The following is a 16,421-nucleotide window of genomic DNA, read 5'->3' as shown; positions in this document are numbered from 1 at the left end:
TGTATGCCAGCAAAAGTAGTGGTAGTGGGAAGCCTCAATATGGACCTGGTTACCCGGGCCGAGCGCCTGCCCCGTGGGGGCGAGACGCTGATTGGCAAGTCCTTCGCCACGGTGTCCGGTGGCAAGGGGGCCAATCAGGCGGTGGCCGCGGCCCGGCTCGGGGCGCAGGTCTCGATGGTCGGCTGTGTCGGCGATGACGCCTATGGCGAGCAACTGCGTGGCGCCTTGCTCGCCGAGCAGATCGATTGCCAGGCCGTCAGCGTGGTCGAGGGCTCCAGCGGCGTGGCCCTGATCGTGGTCGATGACAGCAGTCAGAACGCCATTGTCATTGTCGCTGGCGGCAATGGTCTGCTCAGTCCCGAGAAGGTCGCAGGATTCGATCGGGTGCTGCAGGAGGCCGATGTGATCATCTGTCAGTTGGAAGTACCCATGGCGACGGTGGGCTACACGCTCAAGCGCGGGCGCGAGCTGGGCAAGACAGTGATTCTCAATCCGGCGCCGGCCAGCGCGCCGCTTCCGGGCCAGTGGTATGGCTCGATCGATTACCTGATTCCCAATGAAAGCGAAGCCTCGGCACTCAGCGGGGTGACCGTGGACTCCCTGGAGAGCGCCGAGGCAGCGGCCGGGCGCTTGATCGCCGCCGGCGCCGGCAAGGTCATCATTACCTTGGGCGCGCAGGGCGCGCTGTTTGCCGATGGCCGCAGCTGTGAGTATTTCCCGGCACCCAAGGTCAAGGCCGTCGACACCACGGCCGCGGGGGATACCTTTGTCGGTGGTTTTGCCGCGGCCCTGGCTGCCGGCAAGAGCGAGGTCGAAGCGATCCGCTTTGGTCAGGCCGCCGCGGCGTTGTCGGTGACCCGGGCTGGCGCACAACCTTCCATTCCCACGCTGTCCGACGTTCAGGCGTTTGTTCCCTCATGAAAAAGACCCCTTTGCTCAACATTGCCCTGTCACGCTTGATCGCCTCCCTGGGGCACGGCGACATCGTGGTGATCGGTGATGCCGGTTTACCGGTCCCTCCGGGCGTCGAGTTGATCGACCTGGCCCTGACCCATGGCGTTCCCGATTTTCTCGGCACGCTGAAGGTGCTGCTCAGTGAGATGCAGGTGGAGAGTCATGTGCTGGCCGAGGAGATTCTGCTCAAGCGGCCGCAGCCTCTGTCGGGGCTCGATGAGCTGAACCTCGGTGGCCAGCTGGGGGCGCGCAAACTGCTCAGTCATGAGGATTTCAAGGTGCTCTGTCGACAGGCCCGGGCGGTGGTCCGCACGGGAGAGTGCCAGCCCTATTGCAACATCGCCCTGGTTGCCGGGGTGACCTTCTAGGCCTTTTCATACCCAGCACAAGGAGTGCGCCATGCACCGCTATGCTCAGCTATTCAATCACTGGTTCCGGAGTCTGCTGCTTTTGTCCCTGCTCACTGCTACCGGCGCTCAGGCGGCGGAAAAAATCGATCTGATCATCGATACCGATCCGGGGGCCGACGATGTGGTGGCCCTGCTGTTCGCCCTGGCTTCGCCCGAAGAGCTGCACATCCGTGCCTTGACCACGGTGGCGGGCAACTTGCGCCTGGACAAGACCTCGCGCAATGCCCGGCTGGCTCGTGAGTGGGCGGGGCGTGATGAAGTGCCGGTCTATGCAGGAGCGCCCAAGCCGCTGCTGCGCACGCCGATCTACGCCGAGAATATCCACGGCAAGGAGGGCATCTCCGGGGTGACCGTGCACGAGCCCAAGGCGCCGCTGGCCAAGGGCAATGCGGTCAACTACCTGATCGACACCCTGCGCGCGGCCAAGCCTCACAGCATCACCATCGCCATGCTCGGTCCGCAGACCAACCTGGCGCTGGCGCTGATCCAGGCTCCGGACATCACCCAGGGCATCAAGGAAGTGGTGGTCATGGGCGGTGCGCATTTCAACGGCGGCAACATCACGCCGGTGGCCGAGTTCAACCTGTTCGCCGACCCGCAGGCCGCTGAAGTGGTGCTCAAGAGTGGCGTCAAGTTGACCTACCTGCCCCTGGATGTGACTCACAAGGTGCTGACCAGTGACGCGCGGCTGCAGAAAATCGCGGCCCTGAACAACAATGCCAGCAAAGTGGTGGGGGATATCCTCAACGAGTACGTCAAGGGGGATATGGAGCACTACGGGATTCCAGGTGGCCCGGTGCATGACGCTACGGTGATCGCCTACCTCCTGAAACCCGAGTTGTTCACCGGGCGCCAGGCCAACATGGTCATCGACAGTCGCGAAGGGCCGACCTTCGGCCAGACCATCGTCGACTGGTACGACGGCCTGAAGCAGGAAAAGAACGTGTTCTGGGTTGAGAATGGCGATGCTCAGGGCTTCTTCGATCTGCTCACCGAGCGTCTGGCCCGTCTCAAGTAAGTCGCGCCCCGCAGGCGTGACCTGCGGGGCTCTATTCCCGTTCCGGGGCCTGGGCGCCCAGGTGGTCGGCAGGGTACTTCTCGAATACCTGCGCGATGAATGCACGGGCGGACTGGGTTCCCAGCTCCTTGACCAGCAGATCTATGCCAATGATTGCCAACTCTTCCGGGCTTCCCGGGCTATAGGAGCACTGGCCCTGGGGCCATTTGGCTTTGATGTCGGCGTCAATACTCACGGTTGCCATGAAGGTCTCACGAATTCGGATAAGGCGGGCCTCAGGTCCGGACCTGGGCTGGTGTTTGCTACGGCGCAGAGTTAAGCATGTTGCCGGGTGTTTGGCACTGCGACTTAGGCATCAGGCAGGTGCTGTGCGACACTGGCGCTTTTCCTGCGCTCAAGGAAGCCACCGTGCAAATCGATTTGAACCAGCCTGATGCCCTGACCCTGGAGGCGGTGCGTCAGCTTCTGGCTTCGGCCAGTGACAGCGTGCATACCCAGTTGCGTGTCACCAAGGGCGGAATTGCTTACATCTCTTCGGGGGTAGTGGGTGGTGCCGAGATCGAGGGCCTATTGTTTCGCCTGGAAACCTGGGCGGCGGGATCCGGTTACGTCGGCAACGTGGCGGCCAGCGATGAGGTCTGGGTGATGCAGATCTTCAATGCGCTCAAGCAGAACTGGCCGAAGCCGGCGTTTGACTATATCGACATCTATTGAGTGCCGTTCATATTCAGTGACGATTGTCCTGTGAAAGTGGGGCGATGGCTGAGGCAGACTTGTCCGCCAGCCGTGGGGCAGGGCAAAAGGCCATTGGTTTTTGAAACCAAACGTGAAATCGACTGTCGCACGAACTCTGCTTAATTTTGAAAAGGAGGCTTCATGCCTTGGAAGCTCGCTTCATTCGGAACCTTGTTGGCCGCCGTTGTCCTCAGTGGATGCAGCACCGCCGGGTCGACAAAGGAACCTGTGGCCTCTGAGTCCGGGCACACGCGTTGTGAAGCATCGGCTGCCGAATTCGCCATCGGTAAGAAGGCTTCTCCAGAGCTGCTGGAGCAGGCTCGCAGTCGTTCTGGGGCGCAATATGCGCGCTTCCTCAAGCCTAACGACATGATCACGCTGGAATACCGCTCCGACCGCTTGAACCTCAACACGGACGCTAGCCTGGTGGTGAATCGGGTCAATTGTGGCTGAGTAGCTTTTTACCCGCCCACAAAAAACCCCGTCACATGTACGGGGTTTTTTTAGCTCGCTGAGAAATTACTCAGGACGAACTTGTGCAGCTTGCATACCCTTTTGGCCTTTCTCAGCCACGAAGGAAACGGTTTGGCCTTCTTTCAGGCTTTTGAAACCGTCGCTTTCAATAGCTTTGAAGTGTACGAACAGGTCGTCACCGCCACCTTGAGGAGTGATGAAGCCGAAGCCTTTTTCATCGTTGAACCATTTTACGGTGCCGGTTTGGCGATTAGACATGGTGTATCTCCAAGAAACATATATTTTCAGTAGTACTGTGCTGCTCAGGCCAACTGGGCACACCGAGCTATCATAGTCGAAATGTTCGACTTGGGAGCCCCCTGTAGGAGTTCTTTGCCTGGTGTGCCGCTGTATTTTGCTCTCCAAGTTGGCTGCAGGCCGCGGTTTAAGCGGCTTTTGCGGAAAACAAATGGTGATAAAAAAACCCGTAAAAGCTGTGTAAATTGTGAAAAAAGCCGCGTTTCAAGCTCGTTGAATAGTCGGGACACGGCCTATTTCCGGCGCGTGCGAGTTATTTGACCACTCGGCAAGCGGCGATGGCGTCCAGCGCTCGGGTTCTGAGTTCTGCGCTGGGTTGCTTGGTTTTGCTCATCAGCTCCTTGATTTCTTCGGTGGTGAATTTTTCATTCAGCTTGTCTGCACCGCAGGCGCAGTGCTTCTCGGCGCTTTTGGCATCGATGTTTTGGCTGGCTGCGGCGGTGCAGTCCTTCATGTAGTCGGCGCGAGCTCCGGCAGGCCAGGCAGCCTGGGCGCTCAACGGCAGAAGCAGGGCAAGCGGAGCGGCGAGGGCGAGCAGTTGGTTGAGGCGCATGGGGCGGGTTCTCCTGAGGTCGATGGCTAGGACGACGATTCTCGATGTATTTGAGGCTCGGCGTACATCGCAAGTTCACTTTCCTGCCAACAAAAGGCTGGAAAGTGGCTGGCGTGAAACATGCCGCGCGATGCTGGGATTTATCTGTGCTAGCATGCCCGGCTTGGGTGTTTTCAAGCTTTGGGTATCTCACTTCCCTCGCAGTCTATGCCTCATTAATTTTTGATGTGAACCCCAGTCACTCTGGTTCGGTTTCCCGGTTGGCCGCAAGGCTCTTGCCACTGTGAGGCAGGCGTTTGTTACAGAACGGCTGGACTGAATCGCGTACTGGCTCATCCCAACCCACGTGACCTTTGGTAGGGGTCACCACTAGGAGAGGAGGCGCCATGCCCACTATTACTCTTCCCGACGGCAGTCAACGTTCATTCGATCACCCGGTTTCCGTAGCTGAGGTCGCCGCATCCATCGGTGCCGGTTTGGCCAAGGCCACCTTGGCCGGCAAGGTCAACGGCAAGCTTGTCGACGCCTGTGATGTGATCGACAGCGATGCAACCCTGCAAATCATCACGCCAAAGGACGAAGAGGGGCTGGAGATCATTCGCCACTCTTGCGCTCACTTGGTGGGGCATGCGGTCAAGCAGTTGTACCCGACTGCCAAGATGGTCATCGGTCCGGTCATCGATGAAGGCTTCTATTACGACATCGCTTACGAACGGCCTTTCACTCCTGAGGACATGGCTGCCATCGAGCAGCGCATGCAGCAGTTGATCGAGAAAGACTACGACGTGATCAAGAAGGTTACGCCGCGAGCCGAAGTCATCGAAGTGTTCAAATCCCGCGGCGAAGACTACAAGTTGCGCCTGGTGGAGGACATGCCGAATGAGCAGGCAATGGGCCTGTACTATCACGAAGAATATGTCGACATGTGCCGCGGCCCGCACGTGCCGAACACGCGCTTCCTGAAATCTTTCAAGCTGACCAAGCTTTCGGGCGCCTACTGGCGTGGTGATGCCAAGAACGAGCAGTTGCAGCGGGTCTACGGTACCGCCTGGGCGGACAAGAAACAGCTCGCCGCCTACATCCAGCGTATCGAAGAGGCCGAGAAGCGCGACCATCGCAAGATCGGTAAGCGCCTGGGCCTGTTCCATACCCAGGAAGAAGCGCCGGGCATGGTGTTCTGGCATCCCAATGGCTGGACTCTGTACCAGGTGCTTGAGCAGTACATGCGCAAGGTGCAGCGTGAAAACGGCTACCTGGAAATCAAGACGCCCCAAGTGGTCGATCGTAGCCTTTGGGAAAAGTCCGGACACTGGGCCAACTATTCCGAGAACATGTTCACCACCGAGTCGGAAAGCCGCGACTACGCGATCAAGCCAATGAACTGCCCCTGCCATGTGCAGGTGTTCAATCAAGGGTTGAAGAGCTACCGCGAGCTGCCGATGCGCCTGGCCGAATTCGGAGCCTGCCACCGTAACGAGCCGTCAGGTGCGTTGCACGGCATCATGCGCGTGCGGGGCTTCACTCAGGACGATGCGCACATCTTCTGTACCGAAGATCAGATGCAGGCCGAGTCTGCTGCTTTCATCAAGCTGACAATGGATGTCTATGCCGACTTCGGCTTTAAAGACATCGAAATGAAGCTCTCCACTCGTCCTGAAAAACGCGTGGGTTCCGATGACTTGTGGGATCGCGCGGAAAATGCCTTGGCTGCCGCTTTGGATAGCGCAGGCTTGCCGTACGATCTGCAGCCGGGTGAGGGTGCGTTCTACGGTCCGAAGATCGAATTTTCGTTGAAGGACTGCTTGGGGCGCGTCTGGCAGTGCGGTACCTTGCAGCTTGACTTCAACCTGCCTATTCGTTTGGGCGCTGAATACGTTTCCGAAGACAATAGCCGCAAGCATCCGGTGATGTTGCACCGGGCTATCCTCGGTTCCTTCGAGCGTTTTGTCGGGATTCTGATCGAGCATTACGAGGGTGCGTTCCCCGCGTGGCTGGCTCCGACTCAGGCCGTGGTGATGAATATCACTGATAAACAGGCAGATTTTGCCCTCGAAGTGGAAAAAACACTCAATCAAAGCGGATTTCGTGCCAAGTCCGACTTGAGAAATGAAAAGATCGGCTTTAAAATCCGCGAGCATACTTTGCTCAAGGTTCCCTATCTCTTGGTTATCGGAGATCGGGAGGTCGAGATGCAGACTGTCGCTGTGCGTACCCGTGAAGGTGAAGACCTGGGCTCGATGCCTGTGGACCAATTCTCGGCGTTCCTCGCACAAGCGGTTTCCCGGCGTGGTCGCCAAGATTCGGAGTAATTATTATTAAGCGTGATATGAGACAAGATAAACGAGCTGCACCGAAAGCCCCGATCAACGAGAATATCTCGGCACGCGAGGTTCGGTTAATTGGCGCTGACGGCGAGCAGATTGGCATCGTCTCGATTGATGAAGCGCTTCGTATAGCTGAAGAAGCCAAGCTGGATCTGGTGGAAATTTCCGCCGACGCAGTCCCACCTGTTTGCCGGGTGATGGATTACGGCAAGTCGATCTTCGAGAAGAAGAAGCAGATTGCCGCTGCGAAGAAGAACCAGAAGCAGATTCAGGTTAAAGAAATCAAGTTTCGTCCAGGGACGGAGGAAGGGGATTACCAGGTAAAACTGCGCAACCTGGTACGTTTCCTGAGTGACGGGGACAGGGCCAAGGTATCCTTGCGATTCCGCGGCCGTGAGATGGCCCACCAGGAGCTGGGGATGGAACTCCTCAAGCGGGTTGAAGCTGACCTGCAAGAGTACGGTTCGGTCGAACAGCATCCTAAGATGGAAGGACGCCAGCTGATCATGGTCATCGCCCCGAAAAAGAAGAAGTAATCAACAGGGCACGGCAGGCCTTCTGATTATGTTTATCAACTGAATGCGGAGTATCCGAACATGCCAAAGATGAAAACCAAAAGTGGTGCTGCTAAGCGGTTTCTGAAAACTGCTAACGGTATCAAGCACAAGCACGCTTTCAAGAGCCACATCCTGACCAAAATGTCGACCAAGCGTAAGCGTCAACTGCGCGGTAGCAGCTTGCTGCATCCGTCTGACGTGGCAAAAGTCGAGCGCATGCTGCGCCTTCGTTAATTTTTGGATCAAGAATAGAGGAAGTAACTCATGGCTCGTGTAAAGCGTGGCGTCATTGCCCGTAAACGTCACAAAAAAATTCTGAAACTTGCTAAAGGCTACTACGGCGCTCGCTCGCGCGTATTCCGTGTTGCCAAGCAAGCGGTAATCAAGGCAGGCCAATACGCCTACCGTGACCGTCGTCAGAAAAAACGTCAGTTCCGCGCTCTGTGGATCGCTCGTATCAACGCTGGTGCTCGTATCAACGGTCTGTCTTACAGCCGTTTGATCGCTGGCCTGAAAAAGGCGTCCATCGAGATCGACCGTAAGGTTCTGGCTGATCTGGCAGTGAACGAAAAAGCGGCGTTTGCTGCGATTGTCGAGAAAGCTAAAGCCACCTTGGCTTAAGTACCCCCGACAGTCATCCGGGCTCACCTATCGTGGGCTCTGGTGTTAAACGTCATAAATAGGGGAAGAGCCTTCAAGCTCTTCCCCTATTTTGTATCTGGAGTCTGTACATGGAAAACCTGGATGCGCTGGTTTCTCAAGCACTTGAGGCCGTGCAACACGCTGAAGACATCAATGCCCTGGAGCAGATCCGGGTTCACTTCCTTGGCAAGAAGGGCGAGCTGACTCAGGTGATGAAGACCCTGGGCAATCTCCCTGCCGAAGAGCGCCCGCAAGTCGGTGCGCTGATCAACGTGGCCAAGGAGCGTGTGACAGAGGTTCTCAATGCGCGCAAAGCCGCTTTCGAGGAGGCGGAACTCAGCGCCAAGCTCGCCGCCGAATGCATTGACGTAACCCTGCCGGGCCGTGGCCAGACCTCCGGTGGTCTGCACCCGATTACACGGACCCTGGAACGTATCGAACAGTTCTTCACCCATATCGGCTATGGCATTGCCGAAGGCCCTGAGGTCGAAGACGACTATCACAACTTTGAGGCGCTCAACATCCCAGGCCATCACCCGGCCCGGTCGATGCATGACACCTTCTATTTCAATGCGAACATGTTGTTGCGCACCCACACCTCGCCGGTACAGGTCCGCACCATGGAATCGCAGCAGCCGCCGATTCGCATCGTCTGCCCGGGCCGTGTGTATCGTAGCGACTCCGATATCACCCACTCACCAATGTTCCACCAGGTCGAAGGCCTGCTGGTCGACCGCGATATCAACTTCGCCGACCTGAAAGGCACCATTGAAGAGTTCTTGCGGGTGTTCTTTGAAAAAGAACTGGCCGTACGTTTCCGTCCTTCCTACTTCCCGTTCACCGAGCCTTCCGCTGAAGTTGATATGGAATGCGTGATGTGCAGCGGTAAAGGCTGCCGTGTCTGCAAGCAGACTGGCTGGCTGGAGGTGATGGGTTGCGGCATGGTTCACCCGAACGTGCTGCGTATGTCCGGGATCGACCCGGAAGAGTTCCAGGGCTTTGCCTTCGGCATGGGCGCCGAGCGTCTGGCCATGCTGCGTTACGGTGTCAATGACTTGCGCCTGTTCTTCGACAACGACTTGCGGTTCCTTGCGCAATTTCGCTAGTCGCGCGTCCGTAACGAATTTATTAGGAGAGCAGGATGAAATTCAGTGAACAATGGTTGCGTGGCTGGGTTAGCCCGCAAGTAAGTCGCGACGAGTTGGTTGCTCGTCTGTCGATGGCCGGTCTTGAGGTTGATAGCGTAACGCCAGCCGCCGGTGATTTCAGTGGGGTAGTGGTGGGTGAGGTGTTGAGCACCGAGCAGCACCCGGATGCCGACAAGCTGCGTGTGTGCCAGGTCAGCAATGGCGCGGAAACCTTCCAGGTGGTCTGCGGCGCACCCAACGTGCGTCCAGGGCTGAAGATCCCATTTGCGATGATTGGCGCCGAGCTGCCGGGCGACTTCAAGATCAAGAAAGCCAAGCTGCGTGGCGTTGAGTCCAACGGCATGTTGTGTTCGCAGGCAGAGCTGCAGATCGGCGAAGGCAATGACGGTCTGATGGAGTTGCCGGCTGATGCCCCGGTGGGGGAAGACATTCGTGCCTACCTGAATCTTGACGATGCCAGTATCGAGGTTGATCTGACGCCAAACCGCGGTGACTGCCTGTCCCTGGCCGGCTTGGCCCGTGAGGTCGGCGCACTATACGCGGCGAAAGTCCAGCGCCCTGAAGTGAAAGCAGTGGCCGCCGCCCACGAGGAAGTCCGCCCTGTGGAAGTCCTGGCTCCAGCCGCCTGTCCACGCTACCTGGGCCGGGTCATCCGTAACGTCGATCTTTCCAAACCGACCCCACTGTGGATGGTTGAGCGCCTGCGTCGCGCCGATGTACGCAGCATCGATGCTGCGGTGGACATCACCAACTATGTGATGCTTGAGCTGGGTCAGCCGTTGCATGCTTTTGATCTCGCTGAGATCAATGGTGGCATTCGCGTGCGCATGGCAGAAGAGGGCGAGAAGCTGGTACTTCTCGATGGCCAGGAAGTGACACTGCGTAGCGATACCCTAGTGATCGCTGACCATACCCGCGCCCTGGCAATCGCCGGTGTGATGGGGGGTGAGCACAGTGGCGTCACCGCCAACACACGTGATGTATTCCTGGAAAGCGCGTTCTTCGATCAGATCGCAGTTGCCGGGAAGGCTCGTTCCTATGGTCTGCACACTGATGCATCCCATCGCTATGAGCGCGGTGTGGATTGGCAGCTGGCTCGCGAAGCTATGGAGCGTGCGACCGGTCTGCTGCTGGAGATCACTGGCGGTGACGCCGGCCCGATCATTGAAACAGTCAGTGAGCAGCACTTGCCGTCTGTAGCGCCTGTAACTTTGCGTGCTGAACGCATTACCCAGATGTTGGGCATGGCGATGGATGGTTCTGAGGTTGAGCGTCTGCTCACCGGGCTTGGCCTGGCAGTGACTGCCGATGGAGCAGGGCAATGGCGTGTTGAAGTGCCGAGCCATCGTTTCGATATCAGTCTTGAAGTCGACTTGATCGAAGAGTTGGCGCGTCTCTATGGTTACAACCGTCTGCCGGTTCGCTATCCGCAGGCTCGTCTGGCTCCTCAGGCCAAGGCGGAAGCGCAAGGTGATCTGCCCGTATTGCGGCGTTTGTTGGTTGCTCGTGGCTATCAGGAAGCGATCACTTACAGCTTCATCGATCCAAAACTCTTTGAACTGTTCAATCCGGGTGTCGAACCGCTACTGCTGGCGAACCCGATTTCGGCCGACATGGCGGCCATGCGTTCTTCCTTGTGGCCTGGGCTGGTCAAGGCACTTCAGCACAACTTGAACCGTCAACAGGATCGTGTCCGCTTGTTTGAAAGCGGCTTGCGTTTCGTTGGCCAGTTGGAGGGGTTGAAGCAGCAGCCAATGCTTGCGGGCGTCGTTTGTGGCAGTCGCTTGCCTGAAGGCTGGGCACAAGGCCGCGATGTCGTGGACTTCTTTGACGTCAAGGCGGATGTTGAGGCCGTGTTGGGGATTGCAGGGGCTCTGGATACATTCACTTTCGTTCCGGGCAAGCATCCAGCGCTGCATCCTGGCCAGACTGCGCGTATCGAGCGCGATGGTCGCGAGATCGGCTATTTGGGGGCGATTCACCCAGAGTTGGCAAAGACCCTCGGCCTTGACCGTCCGGTTTATGTGTTTGAGCTGGTTCTGAGTGAAGTGGCTCAGGGGCGTTTGCCGAAGTTCCACGAGTTGTCCCGTTTCCCAGAAGTGCGTCGAGATCTGGCGTTGCTGGCAGATCGTGATGTTGCGGCGAGCGCCGTTCTGGACGTAATCCGTGAAAATGCAGGTGAATGGCTGACAGACCTCAGGCTATTTGACGTGTACCAGGGTAAAGGCATTGATCCGCATAGAAAAAGCCTTGCCGTCGGCTTGACCTGGCAGCATCCATCGCGCACTCTTAATGACGATGAGGTGAACTCCACGACGCAAAATATCCTCACCTCGCTCGAACAAAGGTTGAACGCCACGTTAAGGAAGTGACGTATGGGGGCTCTGACGAAAGCTGAAATGGCCGAACGTCTCTACGAAGAGCTAGGCCTGAATAAACGCGAGGCCAAGGAATTGGTCGAGCTGTTCTTTGAAGAAATCAGGCATGCTCTCGAAGATAACGAACAGGTCAAATTGTCCGGTTTCGGTAACTTCGACCTTCGGGATAAACGCCAGCGTCCTGGCCGCAACCCGAAAACGGGTGAAGAAATCCCGATCACGGCTCGCCGTGTGGTCACCTTTCGTCCAGGGCAGAAGTTGAAGGCCCGAGTTGAGGCATATGCTGGAACCAAGTCATAACGACGAGCTCCCGGTGATCCCGGGTAAACGCTACTTCACCATCGGTGAAGTCAGCGAGCTCTGTGCGGTCAAACCGCATGTGCTGCGTTATTGGGAGCAGGAGTTTCCTCAACTCAACCCTGTCAAGCGCCGCGGAAATCGCCGGTATTATCAGCGTCAGGATGTGCTGATGATCCGGCAGATCCGCGCGCTGCTCTACGATCAGGGGTTCACCATCGGTGGTGCACGCTTGCGCCTTTCCGGTGATGAGGCCAAAGACGACACCACCCAGTACAAGCAACTGATCCGTCAGATGATTTCCGAATTGGAAGATGTGCTTGTGGTGCTTAAGAAGTAATTCTCTGTTTTAAATACTTCCACTTTTCAAAAGCTTGCGGTATATTCCTCAACGTTTCCTGAGAAGTGAAACAGGTTTCACGCCTAGTCGGGGCGTAGCGCAGTCCGGTAGCGCACTAGCATGGGGTGCTAGGGGTCGAGTGTTCGAATCACTCCGTCCCGACCATATTTCAAAGAGAGATCAAGCACCTAGCGGCTTGATCTCTTTTTTCGTTTGGGCATGCGCAAAATCCGCGCAAGGCGATCAGATGATTTCGCTGATGTTCAGGTCTGGAACTGCCTCCGGGCCGAAGATTTCAGGCTGATGACCTCCGGCCGTCTCTCGTTACCTTCTCCATCGCGCATCCACGCGCTTTTCTGATCATCCTTTACGGTCTTTGGCTACAGGTGCAACGATTGCGCCCTGGGTCCATGTCATCCCCGCGTCTCTTCATCATTCCATCAGAAGCCTTCCTGGCCCCTTTGAGGGTTCAACCTGGGTCCACGGATCTTGTGGTTGTGCCTGTTTTGGCTTTCGGCGGGCAGATTTGCGCTGCATTGGGTTCGTGGGCAACCGCGGCGGTGCGACCGGGCGCGCCGCGTGGTAGACGCCAGGGCAAGCTGCTAAAGGAGTTCTGACGTTGAGTGTCATCTCTGTACAGCCTTCACGAGCGTCTTGCGCTGCAAGCTGCGCGATGCCTGCTTTGCAGATGCGCTAAGATCCGCGGCCCGTTGCAAGGAGATCAAAAGGAATGATCGGCCGTTTATGCACAACGTTCAGAATCCAGTACCTGCCCTTTGAAAGGCGTACTGATGCTTGCTGCTGGGTGCAACAGCCCGCCCGGCAGTCTCTGGATGTCCGTGGTGTTCAGATGATGGAGAGTGATCGGTGTTAATGACGTTGTGGGTCTTGTGCCATTGGGAAAGTTGCGAATCCCTGGCCATTCTTCTCGTTCCGTTCCAGCTCTATACCTTGTGTTTCATGTCGATCTCAATGTTGATCCTGCGTTTTCGTGGTCGTATGCCTATGTTCGTCGCCTGCCTCTTGATGCTTGTGATTGCGGGTTGGCCTTCTGCAAACCTTCTACTTGCGACGTTGCCTTACTCGCTTGACTACAAGGACTACCGGGAGAATCTGCGGCAGGTGAGGGCGCAAGAGCGCCAGCAGCAAAAACTGGCGATGAAAGATGTCGACAAGCAACCCGTCCACTTGGCGGGCGGGATGGCTGGGCTTGAGGCCATCAAGGTGATGATGGTGACGCTGCCTTACTGGATTGAAGCCCAGGAGCAGCGCAAGAGCGCCAGGGTCTTGCAGGAGCAAGTGCCTGTGCAGTCTCCAAAAGCGCCGGAGGCAGTTGGCGCAAAACCGCCAAAGGCAGTTGAACAAGCGCCTGAAGCAGTTTCAGACAATTCCGGGCAGTGATGAAAGGTTTCAAAAAATGCTTTGTACGGCTGCCCGCCGAGGAGAGCGGGCAGATCGGCACCAGGCGCTGGCGACGCGTCGACAACCCGGCGCAATGACCCGCTCCGCACTTGCATCCAGGTGGATATAATCCGTTCCTTTTTCCAGGGAACGGTCGATGAGAAGCTTGGAAGATCTGATAAACAGCGGCGATTCTGCGTTGCCTTTGATCAAGACGATGCTGGAAGAAACCCGTCTGGACCATCAGCTACTGCCCCCATCCAGCGCAAACGCCAGGGTGCTGTCTGCGCTGCAAGTCACGACTCGATCAACCTTGGGAGCGATGGCCTACGAAACCGGCGGGCTGTTGATCGATCACGGCTGGCTGCGGGTGCTGGGTTCAGGGCATGGGCACTTGTCGCGCAATCTTGCTGATTGGAATGAGGGTCGCGTACAGGGGGCCTTGCTGGTGGCTGATGACGCCGTAGGAGGGTTCTTTGCCATCAACGGTGGCGGCCTGGGCGCTGATGTGGGGGCGATGTACTACTGGGCGCCCGATACGCTGCAATGGGAGCCGTTGGAGGTGGGCTACAGCGACTTTCTCGCCTGGGCCCTGAGCGACCAGTTGGCCGTTTTCTACCAGGACCTGCGTTGGGATGGCTGGAGGGCTGAGGTGCAGGCATTGAGTGCCGATCAGTGCTTTTCCTTCTACCCGTTTCTCTGGACTCGGGAGGGTTCGGTCCAGCACAGCCACCGCGCGATGATTGATGTCGGCGAATGCTTCGCCACGCACCTGGACCTGGCTCGCACACTCGATGGTGGCGTTTCGCTGCCCGGCTGATGCGCCTCTAGCCGCCACTCGCCGCTGCATCGGGCGCCCGGCCGCGGGGCCGGTTCAAGCCGCGCCAAGGCGCTTGTCAAATCAATGGACGGTAATGCCGCAATGAAACGCAACATGATGTTGTTGGCCTGTGCGCTGGCGCTGGCGCTGGCCGCACCGGCCTGGGCCGACGGCAAGCGGCTGATACCGCACAGTGAGCAAGCCACTGGCGGTTACCTCTCCTCGCAGTTGTTGCTCAAGCCTTGTGCGGATATCGACGCGCTGGGGTTCGCGGACGACGAGACCGCGCAGCGCAGCGCCGTGGAAGCGCGCCAGGCCCTGCCGGCGGGCACCTGCGAGGATGGGGCCCTGGTGGAGAAGCTGTTCAAGGCACGGTTTCTCCAGCACGCCACTCTCGCGGTGGTCTACACCCCGTGGCAGCTCGACGAGCAGATCGCCCGGCAGCAGCGGGCCATCGGTCGCTGCCGGGATACGCGGTGCCTGGCGCGGGAGCTGGATCGGGTGATTGCCGTTCTGGCGCCGCTGTACCTCGGTGCCCGGCGGCAATGGCCCAGCGGCAAGGGGCTGTGCAGCGCCGACCCGCGGGAGACGCCCGCCAGCAACGCACTGGCGCTGCTGGGGGCCGACGCCGCCAGGGCCATCAGCGCGACCTGTGCCGAGAGCCAGGTCAATGCCCAGACGTGCCGCGGCCCCCAGGGCCCGTTGCTGCTGGTCAGCTGTGGCCTGAGCGGCAATCAGGTCAATTCGGATCAATGGCTGTTCCTGGCGCGCAAGACGCCTCCCGAGCCGCTGCTGGCGGTCGAGGACGGCCCGGTGGCGGTGCTGACAACCACCTGCAACGGCCTGCCGGACCTGATGACCCAGGCCCGGGTCAGTGCCGGGGAGCAATACCTGAGTTACTACCGTTACGACGGCCAGGCCTATCGGCAGGTGTATGCCCAGAGCAATGAGTTTGTCGGCAACGACGCCAACGGCAACGACCTGATGATTGCCCAGGGTAGGGCAGAGGCCCGGGTGGTCTGCCGCTAGCGGGGGCGGATAGCGGCCCGCTGGCCTGTGGCGCGTTGGCCGGCGCCGAGCGCCAGTCATGCGGCCGATGGGGTTCGGGGCCGCCCGGGGCCCGGCGCGCCCGGACTAGCGCCCGGCCGTCTCCGGCTGCGCCTGCAGCAGTTCGTCGAGCACCCCCATGAAGGCTTCCACCAGTTGGCTGCGCCCCTGCCTGCGGGTCAGTACCAACAGTTGCGCGGTGGCGCCGGGGTCCGTCAGCGGGCGGTAGGTCACGCCCTTTTTGGCCAGGGTCTGGGTGCAGCGCGGCACCAGGGCAATGCCCTGGCCGGCCGCCACCAGGGCGATGATCGAGGTGATCTGCCGACCGCTGGGGCCGGGGCGCAGAGGCAGGCTGTTGCGCCGGTAGAGTTGTTCGATCGCTTCGTTGAGCCCCGAGCCGTAGTCGGCGGGAAACAGAATCAACGGATGCTCGCTGAGCTCGGCCAGGGTCACCTGATCCTGGGCGGCCAGGGGGCTGTCGCTGGAGATGGCCGCCACCAGGGGTTCGTCTCCCAGGGACAGGGCCTGGATTTCGCTCTGTTCGCAGGGCGGCCGCATCCGGCCCATGCCGATATCGATCCGTCCGTCGACAATCTGCGACCACTGGCTGACCGAGGCGCCTTCGACTAGGGTCAGTTGCACGTCGGGAAAACGCTGGGCGAAGGCCTGGATCGCCTGGCTGAACAGGTCCGACAGGGCGATGGAGCTGGCGTAGCCCAGGGCCAGTTGTCCGGCGCAACCCTTGGCCAGCTTGCCGGCCATGACCTGGGTCAGGTCCACCTGCTCCAGCACCGCCCGGGCATAAGGCAGGAAGTGCCGGCCCTGGGCGGTGAGGCTGACGGTGCGGCTGGTGCGATCGAACAGGCGAAACCCGAGCTCGGCTTCCAGTGCCGAAATCTGCCGCGTCAGCGGTGGTTGCGCAAGGTGCAGGCGCAGGGCGGCGCGGCCAAAGTGCAGCTCTTCGGCGACGGTCAAAAAGTAACGCAATCTGCGTAGATCGAGCATCCGGTTCCCTGGGTATTGATC

Annotated in this window: 20 protein-coding genes and 1 tRNA gene; 17 read left to right on the top strand and 4 right to left on the bottom strand. The window is 58.8% G+C overall.

Annotation, left to right across the window (positions count from 1 at the left end; all coding sequences use genetic code 11):
* Positions 1-3 precede the first annotated feature (3 nt).
* Genes rbsK through ACMGG8_RS24250 form a run of 3 tightly spaced genes read left to right on the top strand, consistent with a single transcriptional unit; the run spans position 4 to position 2,382 of the window.
* Complete coding sequence (gene rbsK, locus ACMGG8_RS24260; protein ID WP_414158595.1) at positions 4-921, top strand: ribokinase; 918 nt, start codon at positions 4-6, stop codon at positions 919-921.
* Positions 918-1,322 (top strand): D-ribose pyranase, encoded by a 405-nt coding sequence (gene rbsD, locus ACMGG8_RS24255; protein WP_060838431.1) that lies wholly within the window; start codon positions 918-920, stop codon positions 1,320-1,322. Before rbsK ends, rbsD begins: the two co-directional genes overlap by 4 nt.
* 31 nt (positions 1,323-1,353) lie before the next feature.
* Positions 1,354-2,382: a nucleoside hydrolase gene (locus ACMGG8_RS24250; protein ID WP_414158594.1), complete on the top strand. Its 1,029-nt coding sequence runs from the start codon at positions 1,354-1,356 to the stop codon at positions 2,380-2,382.
* A gap of 31 nt (positions 2,383-2,413) precedes the next feature.
* Here ACMGG8_RS24250 and ACMGG8_RS24245 read toward each other — a convergent pair whose 3' ends face one another.
* Positions 2,414-2,626 carry a hypothetical protein gene (locus ACMGG8_RS24245; protein ID WP_060838433.1) on the bottom strand — a complete coding sequence of 71 codons (213 nt, stop codon included), beginning with the start codon at positions 2,624-2,626 and terminating at the stop codon, positions 2,414-2,416.
* Positions 2,627-2,790: 164 nt separating this feature from the next.
* Between ACMGG8_RS24245 and ACMGG8_RS24240 the strand changes: the two genes are divergently transcribed.
* On the top strand, positions 2,791-3,096 hold the full coding sequence (locus ACMGG8_RS24240) for a hypothetical protein (protein WP_060838434.1): 306 nt from the start codon (positions 2,791-2,793) through the stop codon (positions 3,094-3,096).
* 162 nt (positions 3,097-3,258) lie between these two features.
* Entirely contained in the window at positions 3,259-3,570 is a 312-nt protein-coding gene (locus ACMGG8_RS24235; RefSeq protein ID WP_060838435.1) for an I78 family peptidase inhibitor, read from the top strand.
* A 66-nt stretch (positions 3,571-3,636) separates the two neighbouring features.
* Here ACMGG8_RS24235 and ACMGG8_RS24230 read toward each other — a convergent pair whose 3' ends face one another.
* Positions 3,637-3,849, bottom strand: a complete 213-nt coding sequence (locus ACMGG8_RS24230) for a cold-shock protein (protein ID WP_003179963.1) — start codon at positions 3,847-3,849, stop codon at positions 3,637-3,639.
* A gap of 292 nt (positions 3,850-4,141) precedes the next feature.
* Positions 4,142-4,441 (bottom strand): hypothetical protein, encoded by a 300-nt coding sequence (locus tag ACMGG8_RS24225; protein WP_060838436.1) that lies wholly within the window; start codon positions 4,439-4,441, stop codon positions 4,142-4,144.
* 386 nt (positions 4,442-4,827) lie between these two features.
* On the opposite strand from ACMGG8_RS24225, the gene thrS reads away from it, so the two are divergent.
* The 12 genes from thrS (at position 4,828) to ACMGG8_RS24165 (ending at position 15,377) form a co-directional block, all read left to right on the top strand.
* Positions 4,828-6,750: a threonine--tRNA ligase gene (thrS, locus tag ACMGG8_RS24220; protein ID WP_060838437.1), complete on the top strand. Its 1,923-nt coding sequence runs from the start codon at positions 4,828-4,830 to the stop codon at positions 6,748-6,750.
* The gene (gene infC, locus ACMGG8_RS24215) at positions 6,750-7,301 is read left to right on the top strand and encodes a translation initiation factor IF-3 (protein WP_169893379.1); all 552 of its coding nucleotides are present in this window, start codon (positions 6,750-6,752) and stop codon (positions 7,299-7,301) included. The genes thrS and infC overlap by 1 nt, the downstream gene beginning before the upstream one ends.
* 60 nt (positions 7,302-7,361) lie before the next feature.
* Positions 7,362-7,556 carry a 50S ribosomal protein L35 gene (gene rpmI / locus ACMGG8_RS24210; RefSeq protein ID WP_002553160.1) on the top strand — a complete coding sequence of 65 codons (195 nt, stop codon included), beginning with the start codon at positions 7,362-7,364 and terminating at the stop codon, positions 7,554-7,556.
* Positions 7,557-7,586: 30 nt separating this feature from the next.
* A complete protein-coding gene (gene rplT, locus ACMGG8_RS24205; protein WP_081818697.1) occupies positions 7,587-7,943 on the top strand; it encodes a 50S ribosomal protein L20 in 357 nt (118 codons plus the stop codon).
* A 110-nt stretch (positions 7,944-8,053) separates the two neighbouring features.
* Positions 8,054-9,070 carry a phenylalanine--tRNA ligase subunit alpha gene (pheS, locus tag ACMGG8_RS24200; RefSeq protein WP_011060419.1) on the top strand — a complete coding sequence of 339 codons (1,017 nt, stop codon included), beginning with the start codon at positions 8,054-8,056 and terminating at the stop codon, positions 9,068-9,070.
* Positions 9,071-9,105: 35 nt separating this feature from the next.
* Entirely contained in the window at positions 9,106-11,484 is a 2,379-nt protein-coding gene (gene pheT, locus ACMGG8_RS24195; protein ID WP_414158593.1) for a phenylalanine--tRNA ligase subunit beta, read from the top strand.
* A gap of 3 nt (positions 11,485-11,487) precedes the next feature.
* The gene (gene ihfA / locus ACMGG8_RS24190) at positions 11,488-11,790 is read left to right on the top strand and encodes an integration host factor subunit alpha (protein WP_002553164.1); all 303 of its coding nucleotides are present in this window, start codon (positions 11,488-11,490) and stop codon (positions 11,788-11,790) included.
* Entirely contained in the window at positions 11,771-12,127 is a 357-nt protein-coding gene (locus tag ACMGG8_RS24185) for a MerR family transcriptional regulator (protein ID WP_007920509.1), read from the top strand. Before ihfA ends, ACMGG8_RS24185 begins: the two co-directional genes overlap by 20 nt.
* A gap of 88 nt (positions 12,128-12,215) precedes the next feature.
* A tRNA-Pro gene (locus tag ACMGG8_RS24180) sits at positions 12,216-12,292 on the top strand.
* 702 nt (positions 12,293-12,994) lie between these two features.
* A complete protein-coding gene (locus ACMGG8_RS24175) occupies positions 12,995-13,528 on the top strand; it encodes a hypothetical protein (protein WP_414158592.1) in 534 nt (177 codons plus the stop codon).
* A gap of 157 nt (positions 13,529-13,685) precedes the next feature.
* Complete coding sequence (locus tag ACMGG8_RS24170) at positions 13,686-14,348, top strand: DUF2625 domain-containing protein (RefSeq protein ID WP_414158591.1); 663 nt, start codon at positions 13,686-13,688, stop codon at positions 14,346-14,348.
* A gap of 102 nt (positions 14,349-14,450) precedes the next feature.
* Positions 14,451-15,377: a hypothetical protein gene (locus ACMGG8_RS24165; protein ID WP_414158590.1), complete on the top strand. Its 927-nt coding sequence runs from the start codon at positions 14,451-14,453 to the stop codon at positions 15,375-15,377.
* 105 nt (positions 15,378-15,482) lie between these two features.
* Here ACMGG8_RS24165 and ACMGG8_RS24160 read toward each other — a convergent pair whose 3' ends face one another.
* Positions 15,483-16,400, bottom strand: coding sequence for a LysR family transcriptional regulator (locus ACMGG8_RS24160; protein WP_060838443.1), 918 nt, complete (start codon positions 16,398-16,400; stop codon positions 15,483-15,485).
* Positions 16,401-16,421 lie beyond the last annotated feature (21 nt).

This window comes from Pseudomonas sp. BNK-45 (assembly GCF_047456255.1).
Taxonomy (GTDB): Bacteria; Pseudomonadota; Gammaproteobacteria; order Pseudomonadales; family Pseudomonadaceae; genus Aquipseudomonas.
This window is presented reverse-complemented; position numbering and strand designations above follow the sequence as displayed.

Bases quoted from the DNA above. Each gene is read 5' to 3' on its own strand.
- rbsK (WP_414158595.1), top strand. From the start codon at position 4: ATGCCAGCAAAAGTAGTGGTAGTGGGAAGCCTCAATATGGACCTGGTT.
- rbsD (WP_060838431.1), top strand. From the start codon at position 918: ATGAAAAAGACCCCTTTGCTCAACATTGCCCTGTCACGCTTGATCGCC.
- ACMGG8_RS24250 (WP_414158594.1), top strand. From the start codon at position 1,354: ATGCACCGCTATGCTCAGCTATTCAATCACTGGTTCCGGAGTCTGCTG.
- ACMGG8_RS24245 (WP_060838433.1), bottom strand. From the start codon at position 2,626: ATGGCAACCGTGAGTATTGACGCCGACATCAAAGCCAAATGGCCCCAG.
- ACMGG8_RS24235 (WP_060838435.1), top strand. From the start codon at position 3,259: ATGCCTTGGAAGCTCGCTTCATTCGGAACCTTGTTGGCCGCCGTTGTC.
- ACMGG8_RS24230 (WP_003179963.1), bottom strand. From the start codon at position 3,849: ATGTCTAATCGCCAAACCGGCACCGTAAAATGGTTCAACGATGAAAAA.
- ACMGG8_RS24225 (WP_060838436.1), bottom strand. From the start codon at position 4,441: ATGCGCCTCAACCAACTGCTCGCCCTCGCCGCTCCGCTTGCCCTGCTT.
- thrS (WP_060838437.1), top strand. From the start codon at position 4,828: ATGCCCACTATTACTCTTCCCGACGGCAGTCAACGTTCATTCGATCAC.
- rpmI (WP_002553160.1), top strand. From the start codon at position 7,362: ATGCCAAAGATGAAAACCAAAAGTGGTGCTGCTAAGCGGTTTCTGAAA.
- rplT (WP_081818697.1), top strand. From the start codon at position 7,587: ATGGCTCGTGTAAAGCGTGGCGTCATTGCCCGTAAACGTCACAAAAAA.
- pheS (WP_011060419.1), top strand. From the start codon at position 8,054: ATGGAAAACCTGGATGCGCTGGTTTCTCAAGCACTTGAGGCCGTGCAA.
- pheT (WP_414158593.1), top strand. From the start codon at position 9,106: ATGAAATTCAGTGAACAATGGTTGCGTGGCTGGGTTAGCCCGCAAGTA.
- ihfA (WP_002553164.1), top strand. From the start codon at position 11,488: ATGGGGGCTCTGACGAAAGCTGAAATGGCCGAACGTCTCTACGAAGAG.
- ACMGG8_RS24185 (WP_007920509.1), top strand. From the start codon at position 11,771: ATGCTGGAACCAAGTCATAACGACGAGCTCCCGGTGATCCCGGGTAAA.
- ACMGG8_RS24170 (WP_414158591.1), top strand. From the start codon at position 13,686: ATGAGAAGCTTGGAAGATCTGATAAACAGCGGCGATTCTGCGTTGCCT.
- ACMGG8_RS24165 (WP_414158590.1), top strand. From the start codon at position 14,451: ATGAAACGCAACATGATGTTGTTGGCCTGTGCGCTGGCGCTGGCGCTG.
- ACMGG8_RS24160 (WP_060838443.1), bottom strand. From the start codon at position 16,400: ATGCTCGATCTACGCAGATTGCGTTACTTTTTGACCGTCGCCGAAGAG.